Source organism: Syntrophomonas wolfei subsp. wolfei str. Goettingen G311 (assembly GCF_000014725.1).
GTDB lineage: Bacteria > Bacillota > Syntrophomonadia > Syntrophomonadales > Syntrophomonadaceae > Syntrophomonas > Syntrophomonas wolfei.
In genome coordinates, this window is the sequence record NC_008346.1 from 2,785,219 (window position 1) to 2,801,350 (window position 16,132).

A 16,132-nucleotide genomic window follows, 5' to 3' on the forward strand; every position below is an offset into this window, starting at 1 on the left:
CTCTTAATTGCTTTTCACAGGAAAATTTCTTAGATGTCTTTATAAATAATTGTACCGATATGTTCACCGTTTAAGGCCCGACTAAGATTGCCCTCTTTTAAACCATTGATTATCTGAATCTCTTTAACGCTTTGGGAGCGAACGAGCATCTCCAGTACTGCTCTTTCTACAACCAAATCCTCCAGATCTTTATTCAGTAATTCCTGGGCTCCTATACGCGGGATAAATTCGGCCTGCTTGTTCACCTTGGGGTTGTCGCTAAACAGTCCCTCTTCATCCTTAATAAAAATGCACTGTCTGGCCCCAATGACCTCAGCCAAAAGATAGGCCCCCACATCGGTACGGTTGGGGGGAATACGCCCTTCCCGGGGCAGATGCTCCCAGTAGCCATAGGGGGGCATCCCGTGAATAACCGGAATGCAGCCTTGCATGAAAAAAGCGGCCAGCTTGGGGATGTCGTCATGACCTACTTTAATCCCCCCATAGGGGCTTAAGAGGGTGGAAATCATCAAGGAGTTTTGCTCGGATACGCTCTGTCCCAGCTTGGAGATTATCCCCGTAGGCATACCCAGTTCCATAGCAATGGCATAAACATGTCGCGAGCGGGTACCTCCACCGGTAGAAATAATCATCTTGTGCTTACGGGCATTTTCAACTATTTCCTTGATAAGCGGCAAAACCGCCCGGGCTCCCCGGTCAGTTATGCTCTGTCCTCCCATTTTTACCACATTGACATTGGGCAAAGCCCGAAATTGTTCCCCGTACTCCAGGCTCTTCAAAAAGCCCTTGCCTACCAGGGATTCTCCCATTAGCTTGCTTTTAACATGCAGCCTTTTACTGTCTCTTTCTCTAATTAGAGGCATATTCTCTTTGCCCCCTCTTTAATCTTCTTCATCATCCAGCTCTTCATCTTTCCCTGCCTGAAGATAGACTACTTCACCGTCTATTTCCCGGGCAATCTGCTCAATTTCCATTTTCCGGATATGATTAGAGTAAATCTTAAGGTCTGTCCCCGCCACACCTACCACATTAAAACGAGATTTCTTTTCGCCCTGTTCCACCTTTCTGCGTTCACGAACAAAGATTTTAGCTTTTCCCATCTTTTTCTCCCCTTTTTCTAATTTATTTATCTATAGTATATACATTATAGCTTTATTGTACGCTAACTCCAAAATATGAACAATGCCCATTATCTTCTGCGAGCCTCTTACGGCAGTTCACCCTTTTATTCATAATAATTTTTTAAATTGCAGGGTTTTTTCTTAATCGTATGAAAATTTTAAAATATCCTGTAAGCTTGGCATAAATTTGTCGTAGAAAAAGACAAGACGTTGATATGACGTTTTTTCCCTGGAATAAATTGACCGGGGTACTTCATGATTATAAAAAAATCGGGTAGCACAGATGGAGGTCAGGCTTGTGAAATTACTATCGGAGGGGGTGGGTGGGAAATGGAAAACAAAAATCAAGAACATCTCCACCCGGAAAAAATGGATTACAGTTATAATTCTGCTATTATTGATTGCCCTGGGGACATTCATGGCCAGCAGGGGAGAACAGCCCTTGCCGGTAGAGATGGCCACCGTAGAATTGGAGGATATCGAAAGGACCGTAGTTAGTAACGGCCATTTGGAGGCGGTTGCCCGGCAGGACTTCTTTACCCCGGTCGACAGCACCTTGATGGAGCTCAAGGTCAAAGCCGGAGACCGGGTTAAAAAGGGCGAGGTTCTAGGGCGTTTGGACAGCCTGGAACTGGCCCGCAAATATAAGAATTCGCTGGCTCTCCTGGCGGCCAGAGAAGCCGAACTGGCCAAAGCGGAGGCGGTAAACGATGAGCTAAAGCTGAAAGAGGCGGAGGTTCAATATCAGAAAGCTAACAATCATCTGGAGCGCGTAGAACACTTGTATGACGCCGGCGCTGTAAACATCGAGGAACGGGAAGCGGCGCAGGTGGAAGAAGCTAAAGCGCAGGCCCTGTATAATGAAGCCAAAATCAAACTGGAACAGAAGGCTGCCAGCCGCGAGAAGGCTTCTTTAAAGGCGCAGGTGGAGTTGGCCCAGCAGGAAGTGGAACAAGCTAAAGAGCGGCTGGATCTGGCCACTTTCGTGGCTGCTTTTGATGGAGTGGTTATCGCCGTTAATGCCAAAGAGGGCAACCGGGTACTGGAAGGCAGCTCGGTAATGGAACTGGGCAGCGAAGATATGCTCGAAGTTACGGCGACGGTAAATGAAATCGATGCCGGCAATCTGGAAGCCGGGCAGGAGGTCAGGATTAGTTGCCTGGCTTTGCCGGGGCGGGAATTTCACGGCAAGGTATCCCGGGTGGGAGCAGCGGCCATTATCCAGAAAAACAACAGCGGTGAAGCGGTTAATGTACCTGTTACCATCCAGTTGCATGGTAAAACTGAGGGACTCAAGATCGGCTATACTGTTGACCTTACCATTAGCTTGCGCCAAGAAAAACAGGTTATGTCTATACCGGTCGAAGCCATTATGGAGCGTGATGGCAAGAAAAGCGTTTATCTGGTGGAAAATGAAGTGGCCCGGGAGCGCAAGATTAAAAGCAAAATGGGTAATGAGCTGAAAGATATTGTAATATCCGGGCTCAAGGCGGGAGATAAGGTAATAATTAATCCCCCTTCCAGTATAAAAGCGGGGCAGAAGGTTACGGCCAAACCGGCAGGAGCAATAAATGATTAAGATAAATAATCTCAGCAAAACCTATTCCACCGGCGCCTTTACCGTACCGGCATTAAAGGGAATCACCCTGGATATTGCCCCCGGCGAATTCGTGGCCATCACCGGAGCTTCGGGTTCGGGTAAATCCACCATGATGAATCTCCTGGGCTTGCTGGACCGTCCCAGCGAGGGGAGTTACCTGCTGGACGGCATGGATGTATCCAACCTGAATGATGATGACTATGCCCGCTTAAGAAATCGCAAAATCGGTTTTGTTTTTCAAGCTTTTAATCTCCTGCCGCGTTTGACTGCCTTGAAAAATGTAGAGTTATCCATGCTTTATGCAGGCACAAAGCACGAAGAGCGCCGGAAGAGAGCGCTGGAAGTCTTGACCCTACTGGGCCTGGAAGACCGGCTGCATCATTTTCCCAATGAATTGTCCGGGGGGCAGAACCAGCGGGTGGCCATCGCCCGGGCTCTGATCAACAACCCGGCCATAATCCTGGCTGACGAGCCTACCGGAGCCCTGGATAGCCAGACCGGCCTGGAGATAATGAGCATATTTCAAGAATTAAACCGCCAGGGAACCACCATAGTTCTGGTTACTCACGAATTAAACATTGCCCGGCACTCCCGGCGCATACTTCGTATGGCTGACGGCTTGATAATAAACGATGAGGAAATAGCCCGGCCCCTTGATGCCCATAACGAAATCCAGGCACTCCGGGAAAAGGGGGGCAGGGCATGAATATCGGGGAACTGATTCTGGTCGCCATTGAGAGTATAAAAAGCAATAAACTAAGATCCTTTCTTACCACCCTGGGAATTGTTATCGGCATTGCCGCGGTAATTGCCGTGGTGGGCATCGGGCAGGGCGGCCGGGCCATGTTGATGCAGGAAATGGAGAAATTCGGCACCAATATGTTCGGCATCTGGGTAAATTACCGGGATGGTGAAAGCTTCCGCCTGGACGACCTGCAGATTAATGATATAACAGTTATCAAGGAAAATGTCCCCCAGGTGAAATACCTGGCTCCGGCAAGCTATGGCCAGATGCAGTTAAGGGGCAGCAAGGGCCATAAATCCGTACAGGTGATAGGCACCACTGCCGACTATGCCCAGGTTAGAAACCTGGAAACCGTCTGGGGCAGGTTCATCCGTGATGATGATGCGGCAGTAGGCAGAAGGGTTATTGTGCTTGATGAAAGAACCGCCTTAAAGCTTTTTGGGCCTGGCAACCCGGTGGGTAAAAAGGTAATGCTCATGAGCAATTCGGCAGTAGTAGTGGGGGTAATAAAAAGCGACAGTTCCATGCTGGGCTTTAATTCCCAGCAAATAGCCTATCTGCCCTGGTCATTTTTAAGCCGGCTTAACGGCTGGGAAGTAATCCATGAATTGCAGGGCAGCGCCAGCAGCAAAGAAGAGGTCGAAGCAGCCATGAACCTGAGCAAGAAGATCCTGGAAAGAAGGCATCATGCCCCCAATCATTACTATGCCTACAGTCTGGAACAGGAGATGGAGTCGGCTAACAAAGTTACGGGGATTATGACCCTTGTTATCGGCTGTATAGCAGGCATATCCTTGCTGGTGGGGGGAATCGGGGTAATGAACATAATGCTGGTATCAGTAACCGAGCGCACCCGCGAAATAGGCATTAGAATGGCCCTGGGCGCCCGCCGCAAGGACATCCTGGTGCAATTTATCATTGAATCAATTGTCCTCTGCCTCCTGGGGGGGTTCATTGGCATAATTCTGGGATATGGCGGGGCTTTGCTGGTAGCCCGGCTGGCCAAGTGGCCGCCGCTGGTTTCCGGATGGACGGTATTGCTGGCCGTGGGGTTTTCCGTAGCGGTCGGCCTGTTCTTCGGCATTTACCCGGCCAATAAAGCCTCCAAAATGGACCCCATCGAAGCCCTGAGGAGAGATTAATTCGAAAAGCTCAATCTATCATAAAAACCATAAACAGTGGTTTGTTATCTGCCAGATATTAAGCTCAGCTCCACCCTCTCCACGGTTTTGCTGAGCTCTTTATTTTTTTGTCGAAGAAGCGTCTCCTGGCTAACTGTGCCCGCCTCTATGCTTTTTTTGCGCTTTGGCCCAGGAGTCGCGCAGGGAAACAATGCGGTTTATAAACAATCGTCCCTCCTTGGAATCAACGGGGTCAATATAGAAATAACCCTGGCGCAGGAACTGGAAGCGGCTTCCCGGAGCCGCCTCCCTGATACTGGGCTCCAGCATACAAGCAGGCAATTTTACTAGTGAATTAGGATTAAATTGTTCCTTATAATCCCCTTCTATTTCATCCGGATTTTCATGCTCAAAGAGCTGCTCGTAAAGCCGGACTTCAGCCGGCACGGCATGAGCAGCAGATACCCAGTGCGAGGTCCCTTTCACCTTGCGTCCGCTATTGGGGCCGCCGCTGCGGGAATCCGGGTCATAACTACAGTGCAGCTCGACTATTTCCCCCGTTTTTTCGTCCTTTATCACTTCTTCACACTTAATAATATAGGCACTTTTCAGCCGAATCTCCCCACCTGGCCGCAGGCGGAAGAATTTCTTCGGCGGGTCTTCCATAAAGTCTTCCTGCTCGATATATATTTCCCGGGAAAAGGGTATTTTACGGCTGCCCATAGCCGGGTTCTCCTGGTTATTCTCCGTTTCTAGCCACTCCACCTGTTCCGCGGGATAGTTGTCAATTATCACCCGTAATGGCCGGAGCACGGCCATTATCCGGGGTGCCCGGACATTTAGATCCTCCCGGATGCAATGTTCCAGAAGAGCGATATCCACCATGCTGTTTCTTTTGGCTACACCGATGCGTTCGCAGAAATCGCGTATAGCTTCCGCCGTGTAGCCCCGCCGCCGTAACCCGGAAATAGTCGGCATACGCGGGTCGTCCCAACCCTCAACATAGCCGTCTTCCACCAGTTCCCGCAGCTTGCGCTTACTCATAACCGTGTAGCTCAAGTTAAGACGGGCAAATTCAATTTGCTGCGGACGCCCCTCGACTTTCCGCGGGTATGCTTCCAAGGGTAGCGCATCCAAGACCCAGTCATATAGAGGCCGATGGTCGGCAAATTCCAGCGTACATACCGAATGGGTTATGTTTTCAAAAGCATCGGAGAGGGGATGGGCGTAATCATACATGGGATAGATGCACCAGTCGTCCCCGCTGCGATGATGGGTGGCGCGCAAAATCCGGTAGAGTACCGGGTCGCGCATATTCAAGTTGGGCGAAGCCATATCTATACGGGCACGAAGCACGCGGGAACCATCCGCGAATTCGCCCGCCCGCATACGGGCAAAAAGCTCCAGGTTTTCTTCCAGCGAACGATTGCGGTAAGGGCTTTCTTTGCCCGCTTCCGTCAGCGTACCCCGGTAGTCTCTGATTTCCTGGGCACTCAAATCACAGACATAAGCCTTGCCGGCTTTTATCAGGCCGATTGCATACTGGTAAAGGTCTTCAAAGTAATCGGAAGCGTAGAAAAGGCGGTCCTCCCAATCAAACCCCAGCCAGCGGACATCTTCTTGTATGGATTCCACATATTCCAGCTCTTCCTTGCTGGGGTTGGTATCATCAAAGCGCAGGTTGGTAATGCCTCCATTGGCCGCTGCCAGACCGAAATTCAGGCAAATGGACTTGGCATGTCCGATATGGAGGTAGCCGTTGGGCTCGGGAGGAAAGCGTGTATGTACCCGGCCCCCATTCTTGCCCGCCTTCAAGTCTTCGCTGATGATATTTTGGATAAAATTAACCGGCAGGGCGGAAATATTTTCCGCCGCCGGAGTCTTCTCCTTATTTTCCTTGATATTGCTTTTATCTTCCATCTGCACCATCCTCCCTCAAAAAGGCTTCCCGGCTCTACCCTATCCGGAACAGCTTGCCCTATATTTCTCATTAACTTAAAGCATTGGAAGAAACTGCGGAGCAGTTTCTTCACAGCGCTCTTAACAATTATATCCCCTGCTCACCTGCCAATCAACTTTTCAACCATTCTTCCAGCCTGGCCCAACCCTTTTTGCTGTCCCAGCCTACCAGGGACTGCTCGATTTGCCCCTCTTCGTTAAGCAAAAAGCTGGTGGGCAGGAACTGGACCCGGTAGATTCTGCCCGCTTCACCCCCTGGGTCCATTAACACGCTAACTGCCTCCAGCGGGTTCTCCTCCAGAAAAGCCTGCATATGCTCAGCTGCATCAGAACTAACCAGGACCATCTGGAAGTCGTCTTTTTGGCTCCACTCCTTGATTAATGGCTGCAACTGCAACACTTCGTCCACACAGCCGGGTCATCCCAACGAGAAGAATGTAAGCAGAATCTTCTGCCCTTGGAAATCAAGCGGGAAATCCGTCTCTTCCCCGCTCCCCAATTGAGACAGGGTGAAAGCCGGAGCTTCCTCCTGGCTCTTCCCCTCTTTATCCTTCGGCAGTTCCTCCTGCTGCTCACCGGTCGGCCCTGGGCTTGAATGCCCGCACCCGCCAAGAGATAGCAGCGAGAAACAAAATATGAAGATAAGCGTCAAGAGGGATATAATTCTATTTCTCATGCTTATACCTCCCATATCTGAAATAATACACCTGATAACCATTCAGTCTTCCGTTTTCTGCCTTCCGCCTTCTGTCCTCCATCCTCCGTATCCCAACGCCTGACGACCGATGATCTTTCCGCATTCCTTTCCTTACCCCTTACCCATCACCGCCCGCTCGCCTTATCCTTACCGGCGGTCAAAGCTTGCTGACCATTCTTTTCTCCCATTGCCAAAACTTATAGCCTGACCTGGGCAGTTGTCTCTGCAGCGCAGGCAACGGATGCACTCCGGGCTGTTCAGGTCTTCTCGTACATTTATCTCTACCGGGCAAACCTGACTGCAGCAACCGCAATCAATACAGTCTTCCGGTTTAATTTCCAGGCGCCACCAGCTAACCCGGTTAAACAAAGCATAATAAGCCCCCAGCGGGCAAAGACTACGGCAAAAGGGGCGAAAATATATAATAGACAGAAACAAAATCAAAAATAAAACCGCCGCTTTCCAGGCGAAAAGACTCCCCAGGAGAGCCCGCAATTCCGGCCGCCCCAAACCCAGAGGAAGCCCAGCCTCCAATGTTCCAGCCGGACAGAGAAACTTGCAGAAATAAGGACTCCCCAGCCCGGCTTGATTGACCCACAGAACCGGAAGCACTATGGTTAATAGTAATACCAGGTATTTTAATTTCTTTGCCAAGGCTGGCAAATGCAGTTTGCGCCGGGAAATCCGGGCCAGTAGCTCCTGAACCAGGCCAAAAGGACAAAGCCAGCCACAGGCCAGGCGCCCGCTGGCTGCACCAACCACGGTCAATAACCCCGCTACATAAAAGGAGAATTGCTGCTTATACCCCCCCAGGAGAGATTGCATGGACCCCACCGGGCAAGAGCCCAGGGCACCGGGACAGGAATAGCAATTTAATACCGGCACACAGACTCTTTTGCCCACTCCCTGATATATACTCAAGCTGGCAAATCCCTTTAAATAAGCATTGGAGATAATAGCGGAGACCCATTGCACCAGACGGCGGGTATCCATCAGCAAGCATCGCTCCTTCCCATCCCCGCTAAATCCTTCTGTTCTAAAGCATCGGAAGAAACTGCGGAGCAGTTTCAACACACCGCTGCAACGAGGTGGGGGATTGGAACCCGACCGCTTAAAGAAGCGGGGGATATATTTCACCTCGTTATAGCGATTACATTCTCACCATAGGCTCATGCATTCACCATAAGTTAACAACTTAAGTGCCTGGCACGGCTTGCACCTTCACCATAAGTTAACAACTTAAGGTCGAGTAAACATATGCCTTTCAGCTTTAGGAGACGCTTTGTGTTAATCTGTTGCTCTCCGTTTCCTCTGAGAGTGTCACAATATTTGCTCCATGGCTGATTGGCATTATGCTCCTCACAGAACCGTGCTTGCGCAATTAACGCACACGGCTCCTCACAATGTCATTCACTTTAGATAACTCAGCAGCTCGGGCCTTACGTCATATATATCTACATAAATTCTTCCCTTTGGTAACGGGTGTTTATTAAGAAAGCGTACATATTTATCCCAGTTCATGCTTTTGCGCTGGCTACGGCGGTTGAACCATTTGAATAACATTCTTCGTACTTTGTCACAAAAGTTTCTTAATGCCGTGGAGTTATCTGTTATTCCGTAATATCTGTAGTATCCCTGCAGTTTAATTTGTAACATCTCTATTACATAATCCGTGGGTGAAATTAGGTGCTTCCTAAGCCATGTTTTGCATTTAAGCAGACTGCTTCGATATTTCTTTTGGCTTGTTTTCCGTTTTACCCGAAACCAGCCTTTCTTGCTTTTACTGCAGTAGTGAGTAAACCCCAGGAAATCAAATGTATCTGGTTTCTTCCTTCCTTGCTTTTTACTCTCTTTATCTGCAAAGCGCCCAAAAGCTATAATACGGGTTTTCTCCTCTGCTACTTCCAGATTGAACTTGTTCAGTCTTTCCCGCAGGTTCGCATAGAACCATTCCGCATCGCTTTTGTTCTGAAAACAGCACACAAAATCATCGGCATATCTTACCAAGTATGCTTCACCTTGACACCTTTTCTTTACTACCTTTTCAAACCATAGATCCAGCACATAATGTAAATATATATTCGCAAGTATTGGTGATACTATACCACCCTGTGGTGTTCCTTTAGGTGTGTCGTACACGATTCCTGCTTCCATTACCCCTGCTTTAAGAAACCTTTTAATCAGGCGCAGTAAATTAGGGTCAGCTATGCGCAATTCTAAGAATTTCATCATCCATTCATGATCGACGTGATCGAAGAAGCCGCGGATGTCTGCATCGACTATATAGTTTACTTTCTTTCTCTCAATGATGTGATTTAGTACCTTTAATGCATCGTGACAGCCTCTGCCAGGTCTGAATCCAAAGGAACAGTCCAGAAAATCTTGCTCATAGATTGTATTGAGTATCCTTGCAAGTCCTTTCTGCACTAGTTTATCCTCATAACTAGGTATTCCCAGGGGCCGCCTTTTGTTGCTGCCTTCTTTAGGGATATATACCCTTCGCACTGGCTGGGGTTTATACGCCTGCCGCTTCATTCTTCCGATCAGGTCTGCTATGTTGGCTTCAAGATTTTCCTCGTACGCTTGTTTTGTCACCTGATCTACTCCACTTGCCTTTGATCCACTGATCTCTAGATGACACTCTTTCAGTGTTTCATGATTGATATGATGTATCAAGGCTGTGAATCGTTCTTTCGGGTTCTGTCTAGCTATCTCTGCTATCCTTACAAGTCCTGTTTCCATTTAACTTTGTCTCCACCTCCGGTGTGGTAAATGTGTCCCCTGTAAGGGCTCCATTGTGTCATTGCCTTCCCTCCTCCGGCATTACCCGTTATCATCAGTATTACGCAATGATCCGACTTCCTATTTCCCATTTGACTCCCTCGCTTATTATCACTTGTCGGTCATACTCCTCCGTGGCTGGAGAAGAGAAAATAGGATCTCCCGAGTTACTACATCATAACGATGTCAAACGTGCCGAGGCCTCCGACCCCGGGGAAGTCCTGTCGTCTAGCCTTATCGACTTCCAGGATGTTGCATTCTGCTCAGGCAATAGCATCTGCCTTCCCATGTTCGGTATTTCGGGGCTCAACACCTTCAGCTACTGCTTTCGGCCCGTTTGCTTGTTTGTCTACGCTTAAAGACAGCGGTTACCCTCTGCCCTCCAAGACTAATTACCGGCGGTTGGCTAACCTTACCGGACGGGATTCCCACCCGTTATATGATGCAGCCTAGCTCGGCCGCACTGCCTGGCACCGGCTTGTATTTATTACAGGCCGATACATTCCAGGCAGATGCGGGCCCCTTTAAGGAAAACCTGTCCCGCTTCGCCGCGCCAGAGCCCGTAAATCAGAGCCACAAGACCGGCGAAGATTAGTGATTGGGTCACTTTTCTATGGCTCAAGCTCATTCCCCCATACTGAGAATTCCCTATTCTCAATATTTCTTATCCTATGCTCTATGCTCTTCAACATAGCAGCACTTTCTAAGAATATTTCTTTTCCTTGATCCCATGGCATTGCCCCCACGGGCATCTCGTTTAAGCCGTCTTTACTGCGGTTCCACTGGCGGCCACCATCAACATCCCATCGCGAATAACCTCGTAATCAATGTCAATTCCAACCACCGCATTGGCCCCCAGGCGGCGTGCCTGTTCCTGCATCTCCCCTATGGCAATGCGGCGCGCATCGCCCAGCTTGCTCTCATAAGCTCCGGAGCGTCCTCCAACAATATCTGTAATACTGGCAAAGATGTCCCGGACTACATTGGCTCCCATGATCGCTTCTCCATTTACCAGGCCCAGGTATTCAATTATCCTTTGCCCTTCGATGTTCGGGGTTGTGGTCATAATCATCGCTCTCTGCCTCCTTCCTGAATTACTCCCATATTATCATAAATGAGACTTTTGCATAACTCAAAAAAATCCGTATAGCAAAAGCAAATATTTGAGTAACACAGCGCCACCGCTTTACAGTAAATTACAGTTAGTCAATCTAGTTACATTCGTTAATAAATAATTTCAGTAATTGGGCATACTCCTCCCTTTAAAGGGATAGTTCTTAAAAAACTGATAAAATATTATGCTGCTGATGATCTAGTACTGCTGTCTTGGTTTATTGCTATTACAGCTGCAATCATAGTTATAGCGCAGAGATAAGCGTGGGTTTCAACCTTAGTTATTTTTCTAACGTTTAGCCCGTCTTCTAAACCCAAGTTTTCCTTAAAACGGCTGAAACAGCGTTCTGAGTAGGTTCTCAAATTATATTGCTTCTGCCAGTTAGCAGAGCCCCGGTGGGGACTTGAAAATAACCTGGGATCGTCTTTAACTTTAGTTTTTACCACCATTCCATAGTTGCTATCAGAACACCAGGCGGAGCCAAAAGGACAGTCGCATTTACCCATAATATGAGGACATCTAAACTTGTTTACTCCCTGATAGGAACCCCAGTACACCATCCGATACCTAGCAGAACAGATGGGAGTTCCATCCCAATCAAAACCTTCTGGAGGTTGTTTAGCACCCCGCTTATTCAGGGCAATGATAGCTTGGGCGTGGTATTTATCTCTGATTACAGAATATATTTCACGGTGGTCATAGCCAGCATCCATCAGGAAGTAAACTATTTTGGACTGAGTATTGGCACAACATTTCTCAACCAACTCCAAAGCTACACTGGAATCAGAACAATTGGCCGGCGTTACCTTCATTGCTATGGGAAGCCCGGACCTTACATCGGTGCCAATATGGAGCTTGTAGCCAAACCACTTGATAGGGTTGCCGTTGGTATCACTCTTAATACCCCAATCAGCGGCATTACCATCCTGGATGATATTCTTGCGGGGAACGGACTTTTCATAAGCTTCTACCTTGGTAGCGTCAATTGCTACTGAACTAAGATCAAGAAGGCCCATTTCCTCTGCTTGTTTAACCAGGGAAGTAAACAATGTTTCTAAACAACCGCTCTGAGCAAGTTTTGAATAAAACCGGCTAAAACATGATTTGCTAGGCGCGGTACCAAATGGTTCAAAACCGCAAACATACCGTAGATGAGGATCATAAGTAAGTCGTTCAACCAGTTGAGTAAAGGTACCCATGTTCTCTAGTCTCATAGCTATCAGGGCATTTAACATCGCATAGGCTGGGTATGGTTTTGGTCCAACTCTTATCTCGCCAGGTTTATCTAATTTGCAAAGAACTGGTTTTAGATCAAGGGTGTTAATTATTTTCTCAAGCCTTGATTTCGGTTGTATTTTTAATGCGTCTTCAAAGGAGAAAATACAGTTCTGTCGAATATTCATAAGTGACTTCGCCTCCTACGGGTTATTTGTTTTGTCACTTATTAATTCGGCAAAATGGGGGTGAAGTCCTTTTTCTGTACGACTCAAACCCCATTATTTTGGGTCTTAACTAATGTGCAAAAGTCTCAAATACCTTTGACAAAAGGGTTGTATATTATCCTGAAGGCAAATATTTTACTTTCAAAATATTATTTGTGACTTTGCAGACCGGGTATGATGCTAGCGATGAATAAGCTGCTTGACGCGCCTCCCTCCATAAGCTATATTCATATTAGCTAATTTAGCTAAACTAGCTAATAAAGGAGGTGAACCAGGTGAAAGTCAATTCAACGGAACTACAGAATAACTTCGGAAAATACCTGATGCTGGCGGCCCGGGAAGAGATCATCATTACCCGCAACGGTACGGAAATAGCAAAATTATCGGCCTTAAGCCATGTGCCGGCAGAGAACGATACGGAATCTGCTACCATAAGAGAAGAGGCCGAAGCATACCGCTATGGCGGGAGAAAGGCTTCCTACGAGGAGTTTTTGGAACTGAGTCAGAATTCCGAAGAAAGATACGAATACATCGACGGTGAAATCTACCTGCTGGCCTCGCCTAAAACCACGCATCAGAGGGCTTTGGTCGAACTCTTTGGTCTTTTTTACAACTGGTTTCAGGGGAAAAAGTGCACCCCTATGGTCGCCCCTTATGACATCACCCTTCGGCGAAACCCGGAAAATATCAATGTTGTCCAGCCCGATATCATGGTAATCTGCGACCTGGAGGAAAACCTGAATGAAAACGACTATTACATGGGGGTTCCTTCCCTGGTGGTGGAAATATTGTCGGTCGGAACCCGCAGCAAGGATTTGATAAAAAAGCTCGACCTTTACATGTACTGCGGGGTGAGGGAGTACTGGATCGTAAACCCGTTAAACAAAGAGCTAAGCGTTTATCTATTCGAAGACCAAAATATCATTGACAACATCACCTACCGGAAATCCGAAACCGTGCAATCATTTATATTCCCAGGATTATCAGCCGAGCTCGACCAAATCCTGAAATAAGCTTATTCCTGGCTAAACGATACAAATGTACCGTCCCCTAAAATGCTAGTCTACAACCATCCCTTATACTATCTGTGATACGGTTCACCCTTTAAAATCTTGAAGCCCCGGTAGATTTGCTCAGCGAGGATTAGCACTGCCATTTGATGAGGAAAGGTCAGGCGGGAAAGAGAGATGGTTTCCTGGGCTTGTTGCTTTATTTCGTTGGCCAGGCCGTGGGCAGCACCCAGCAGGAAAGTGACCCGACTTTTCCCGGAAGCATTCCATTTCTCCAGTTGCCGGGCCATTTCTTCCGAACTACGAACTTGTCCTTCCAGGTCCAGCACCACCAGGATTTCATCTTTATCGAGCCATCTTCTGATTTTTTCTGCCTCTTTTTGCAGGATGGCTTGAATCTCTTTTTCTCCGGCCCGGGGGCCTATCTTTTCTTCCAACCCATCGATAAGCTCAATGCTGGTGTAAGGTCCCAGCCTTTTCAAGTATTCTCTAACTCCCTCCAAATAAAAGGATTCACGAATCCTTCCCACGGAAATAATGCGGTATTTCAAATAGCCTTCCTCCTCAAAGCTTGCTTTCAACTGTTTTCTGGGTTAATAAATCTATTCAACTCAATTTTTCACTCTAGATTGCCCCTCCTGCTCTGCACTATATCATCTAATGGTTGTATAAACATATATTTCCTGCTCTCTTTACTGAACACTTTCTGGTCATTTCCCATAGTATAAACCAGCATTGGTAATATGTTCACCAGAAGGGGGAATATTAATGGCTGTACCTGGGCAAAAACCATTGAACTTTGTTTCTTCAGTGCCGGCCAATGGGGCGCGTAATGTTTTCTACCCGCCTTAAAGAAATTAAACTGGTTTTTGATAAGAATGTAGTGAACGACCTGGTTTGGAGTAATAATCGCAAACAAATAAGAATGTTTAAAGGAAGTGAAAGAATTGCTATTAGGGTAAGGAGGATTCCCGATACCCTGGATTTTAGCAAGCGCCGGAATATCTATGTCAGACCGGTTAACGCTCTGGCACCCAATACCAAATACACTATAGTATTACTAGCTGATCTTACCTCCAAAGCCGGAGAAAAACTGGGTAAATCTGTGGTAATTTCCTTTACCACCGGGAAAAAAGCGGCGGTTACACCAACAGTGGTAGTGCAGGAATAAGCTTTTTGCCAAAACATAAGGGAGGAATGAAATGTTAAAGCATTTCTTTCCTCCCTTCTTGTTAGCGTGACAAAGCGAAAGAGTGCTTTGATTCGCCTTCTATTTTGTTTTTACCCGGGCCCCCAGTTGGATGAGCTTTTCTTCAATATTCTCATAACCCCGAAAAATATGGATGGCATTTTCGATGGTGGTTTCTCCCCGAGCCGCCAGCGCTCCCAGGATAAGGCCAGCTCCCGCCCGCAGGTCAGTAGCTTTGACCCGAGCCCCAAAAAGGGTCTTTACCCCTCTTACTACGGCGGTATGTCCTTCTACCTGAATACTTGCTCCCATACGCTTTAATTCGTCCACAATTTGAAAACGGTTCTCGAAAACATTTTCCACTATAACGCTGGAGCCCTCCGCCAGAGACAGCAAGGCCATCATCTGGGACTGCATGTCGGTAGGGAATCCCGGATAGGGTAAGGTTTTAATGTCTACTGGCAGGACCTGCCTGCCTGCTCTTACCCGTACGCCCTGATCAGTCTCTTCTACAATAGCTCCGGTTTCTTGCAGCTTGGCCACTATAGGATGAAGATGGGTAGGAATTACATTTTCCACTTGCACATCTCCCCCGGAAATAGCTGCCCCCACCATATAAGTCCCGGCTTCAATCCGGTCGGGAATAATGGCATAACGGCAAGCCTTGAGTTCCGGTACTCCTTCAACTTTTATCAGATCGGTTCCGGCTCCCCGAATCCGAGCCCCCATGGAATTGAGGAAGTTAGCCAAGTCCACGATTTCCGGCTCTTTGGCCGCATTCTCGATCACGCTCTGCCCTGGCGTTCGGGAGGCCATCATCATTATGTTTTCGGTGGCCCCTACGCTGGGAAAATCCAGGTAAACTCGAGCTCCTGATGGCGTTTTGCTGCGGGCATAAATAAAACCGTGTTCTATATCCACTTCTGCTCCCAGGGCTTGAATCCCTTTTATATGCAAATCCATAGGGCGCGAACCGATATCGCAGCCTCCCGGCAAGGAGATGACTGCTTCCCTTTCCCGACCCAGTAGTGCACCCAACAGCAAGTTGGAAGCTCTTAATTTTTTCGACAATTCGTAAGAGGTTTTTACCTTCATGCTACCCGCTGGCGGCGGGCAGATGGATAAACTTCCATCTTCATTCCAACGAGCATTAACCCCAAGCTCGTTGAGAATCTGCACCATCACTTCAACATCCCTTATCCGAGGCATGTTATCCAGTATGGTTTCTCCATCGGCCAGGGTACTGGCCACCAGTAATACCAGCCCGGCATTTTTAGCTCCACTTACCCGTACCCGGCCATTCAAGGGATGCCCTCCCTCAATAATTAAACAGTCTTTCAAGAACTACACCTC

At 47.9% G+C, this 16,132-nt stretch carries 17 protein-coding genes; 5 read left to right on the forward strand and 12 right to left on the reverse strand.

Going from position 1 to position 16,132, the window contains the following annotated elements:
• Window positions 1–29: 29 nt before the first annotated feature.
• Together SWOL_RS12710 and SWOL_RS12715 are read right to left on the reverse strand one after the other, a co-directional pair.
• Window positions 30–863, reverse strand: coding sequence for an amino acid kinase family protein (locus SWOL_RS12710; RefSeq protein ID WP_011641827.1), 834 nt, complete (start codon window positions 861–863; stop codon window positions 30–32).
• Between the two features lie 18 nt (window positions 864–881).
• A complete protein-coding gene (locus tag SWOL_RS12715) occupies window positions 882–1,100 on the reverse strand; it encodes a hypothetical protein (protein WP_011641828.1) in 219 nt (72 codons plus the stop codon).
• 319 nt (window positions 1,101–1,419) lie between these two features.
• Here SWOL_RS12715 and SWOL_RS12720 point away from each other — a divergent pair, with 319 nt between their 5' ends.
• Genes SWOL_RS12720 through SWOL_RS12730 form a run of 3 tightly spaced genes read left to right on the forward strand, consistent with a single transcriptional unit; the run spans window position 1,420 to window position 4,608 of the window.
• Window positions 1,420–2,700: an efflux RND transporter periplasmic adaptor subunit gene (locus tag SWOL_RS12720; RefSeq protein ID WP_242649340.1), complete on the forward strand. Its 1,281-nt coding sequence runs from the start codon at window positions 1,420–1,422 to the stop codon at window positions 2,698–2,700.
• Entirely contained in the window at window positions 2,693–3,427 is a 735-nt protein-coding gene (locus tag SWOL_RS12725) for an ABC transporter ATP-binding protein (protein WP_011641830.1), read from the forward strand. The genes SWOL_RS12720 and SWOL_RS12725 overlap by 8 nt, the downstream gene beginning before the upstream one ends.
• On the forward strand, window positions 3,424–4,608 hold the full coding sequence (locus tag SWOL_RS12730) for an ABC transporter permease (protein WP_011641831.1): 1,185 nt from the start codon (window positions 3,424–3,426) through the stop codon (window positions 4,606–4,608). The genes SWOL_RS12725 and SWOL_RS12730 overlap by 4 nt, the downstream gene beginning before the upstream one ends.
• 129 nt (window positions 4,609–4,737) lie before the next feature.
• On the opposite strand, the gene SWOL_RS12735 is transcribed toward SWOL_RS12730, so the two are convergent.
• The 8 genes from SWOL_RS12735 to SWOL_RS12765 all read right to left on the reverse strand — a co-directional run bounded on the left by SWOL_RS12735 (window position 4,738) and on the right by SWOL_RS12765 (window position 12,541).
• Complete coding sequence (locus SWOL_RS12735; protein WP_011641832.1) at window positions 4,738–6,507, reverse strand: glutamine--tRNA ligase/YqeY domain fusion protein; 1,770 nt, start codon at window positions 6,505–6,507, stop codon at window positions 4,738–4,740.
• 151 nt (window positions 6,508–6,658) lie between these two features.
• Window positions 6,659–6,955, reverse strand: a complete 297-nt coding sequence (locus SWOL_RS12740; protein ID WP_011641833.1) for a peroxiredoxin family protein — start codon at window positions 6,953–6,955, stop codon at window positions 6,659–6,661.
• Between the two features lie 9 nt (window positions 6,956–6,964).
• The gene (locus SWOL_RS12745) at window positions 6,965–7,222 is read right to left on the reverse strand and encodes a hypothetical protein (protein ID WP_041427604.1); all 258 of its coding nucleotides are present in this window, start codon (window positions 7,220–7,222) and stop codon (window positions 6,965–6,967) included.
• Between the two features lie 168 nt (window positions 7,223–7,390).
• Window positions 7,391–8,236: a 4Fe-4S binding protein gene (locus tag SWOL_RS12750; RefSeq protein ID WP_011641835.1), complete on the reverse strand. Its 846-nt coding sequence runs from the start codon at window positions 8,234–8,236 to the stop codon at window positions 7,391–7,393.
• A gap of 417 nt (window positions 8,237–8,653) precedes the next feature.
• A complete protein-coding gene (gene ltrA / locus SWOL_RS12755) occupies window positions 8,654–9,985 on the reverse strand; it encodes a group II intron reverse transcriptase/maturase (RefSeq protein WP_011639611.1) in 1,332 nt (443 codons plus the stop codon).
• Window positions 9,986–10,511: 526 nt separating this feature from the next.
• Complete coding sequence (locus SWOL_RS14480) at window positions 10,512–10,646, reverse strand: CD1871A family CXXC motif-containing protein (RefSeq protein ID WP_235811062.1); 135 nt, start codon at window positions 10,644–10,646, stop codon at window positions 10,512–10,514.
• Window positions 10,647–10,781: 135 nt separating this feature from the next.
• Window positions 10,782–11,096, reverse strand: a complete 315-nt coding sequence (locus SWOL_RS12760; RefSeq protein WP_011641836.1) for a YbjQ family protein — start codon at window positions 11,094–11,096, stop codon at window positions 10,782–10,784.
• Window positions 11,097–11,320: 224 nt separating this feature from the next.
• Window positions 11,321–12,541, reverse strand: a complete 1,221-nt coding sequence (locus tag SWOL_RS12765) for a transposase (RefSeq protein WP_011639960.1) — start codon at window positions 12,539–12,541, stop codon at window positions 11,321–11,323.
• A gap of 314 nt (window positions 12,542–12,855) precedes the next feature.
• Here SWOL_RS12765 and SWOL_RS12770 point away from each other — a divergent pair, with 314 nt between their 5' ends.
• On the forward strand, window positions 12,856–13,593 hold the full coding sequence (locus tag SWOL_RS12770; protein WP_011641837.1) for a type II toxin-antitoxin system prevent-host-death family antitoxin: 738 nt from the start codon (window positions 12,856–12,858) through the stop codon (window positions 13,591–13,593).
• 68 nt (window positions 13,594–13,661) lie between these two features.
• Here SWOL_RS12770 and SWOL_RS12775 read toward each other — a convergent pair whose 3' ends face one another.
• On the reverse strand, window positions 13,662–14,141 hold the full coding sequence (locus SWOL_RS12775; protein WP_011641838.1) for a 23S rRNA (pseudouridine(1915)-N(3))-methyltransferase RlmH: 480 nt from the start codon (window positions 14,139–14,141) through the stop codon (window positions 13,662–13,664).
• Between the two features lie 269 nt (window positions 14,142–14,410).
• On the opposite strand from SWOL_RS12775, the gene SWOL_RS12780 reads away from it, so the two are divergent.
• The gene (locus SWOL_RS12780; RefSeq protein ID WP_081424863.1) at window positions 14,411–14,761 is read left to right on the forward strand and encodes an Ig-like domain-containing domain; all 351 of its coding nucleotides are present in this window, start codon (window positions 14,411–14,413) and stop codon (window positions 14,759–14,761) included.
• 99 nt (window positions 14,762–14,860) lie between these two features.
• Here the strand turns inward: SWOL_RS12780 and murA are convergent, their stop codons facing one another.
• The gene (gene murA, locus SWOL_RS12785) at window positions 14,861–16,120 is read right to left on the reverse strand and encodes a UDP-N-acetylglucosamine 1-carboxyvinyltransferase (RefSeq protein ID WP_011641840.1); all 1,260 of its coding nucleotides are present in this window, start codon (window positions 16,118–16,120) and stop codon (window positions 14,861–14,863) included.
• Window positions 16,121–16,132: the final 12 nt, after the last annotated feature.

Bases quoted from the DNA above. Each gene is read 5' to 3' on its own strand.
- SWOL_RS12710 (WP_011641827.1), bottom strand. From the start codon at position 863: ATGCCTCTAATTAGAGAAAGAGACAGTAAAAGGCTGCATGTTAAAAGC.
- SWOL_RS12715 (WP_011641828.1), bottom strand. From the start codon at position 1,100: ATGGGAAAAGCTAAAATCTTTGTTCGTGAACGCAGAAAGGTGGAACAG.
- SWOL_RS12725 (WP_011641830.1), top strand. From the start codon at position 2,693: ATGATTAAGATAAATAATCTCAGCAAAACCTATTCCACCGGCGCCTTT.
- SWOL_RS12730 (WP_011641831.1), top strand. From the start codon at position 3,424: ATGAATATCGGGGAACTGATTCTGGTCGCCATTGAGAGTATAAAAAGC.
- SWOL_RS12735 (WP_011641832.1), bottom strand. From the start codon at position 6,507: ATGGAAGATAAAAGCAATATCAAGGAAAATAAGGAGAAGACTCCGGCG.
- SWOL_RS12745 (WP_041427604.1), bottom strand. From the start codon at position 7,222: ATGAGAAATAGAATTATATCCCTCTTGACGCTTATCTTCATATTTTGT.
- SWOL_RS12750 (WP_011641835.1), bottom strand. From the start codon at position 8,236: ATGGATACCCGCCGTCTGGTGCAATGGGTCTCCGCTATTATCTCCAAT.
- ltrA (WP_011639611.1), bottom strand. From the start codon at position 9,985: ATGGAAACAGGACTTGTAAGGATAGCAGAGATAGCTAGACAGAACCCG.
- SWOL_RS12760 (WP_011641836.1), bottom strand. From the start codon at position 11,096: ATGATTATGACCACAACCCCGAACATCGAAGGGCAAAGGATAATTGAA.
- SWOL_RS12765 (WP_011639960.1), bottom strand. From the start codon at position 12,541: ATGAATATTCGACAGAACTGTATTTTCTCCTTTGAAGACGCATTAAAA.
- SWOL_RS12780 (WP_081424863.1), top strand. From the start codon at position 14,411: ATGGGGCGCGTAATGTTTTCTACCCGCCTTAAAGAAATTAAACTGGTT.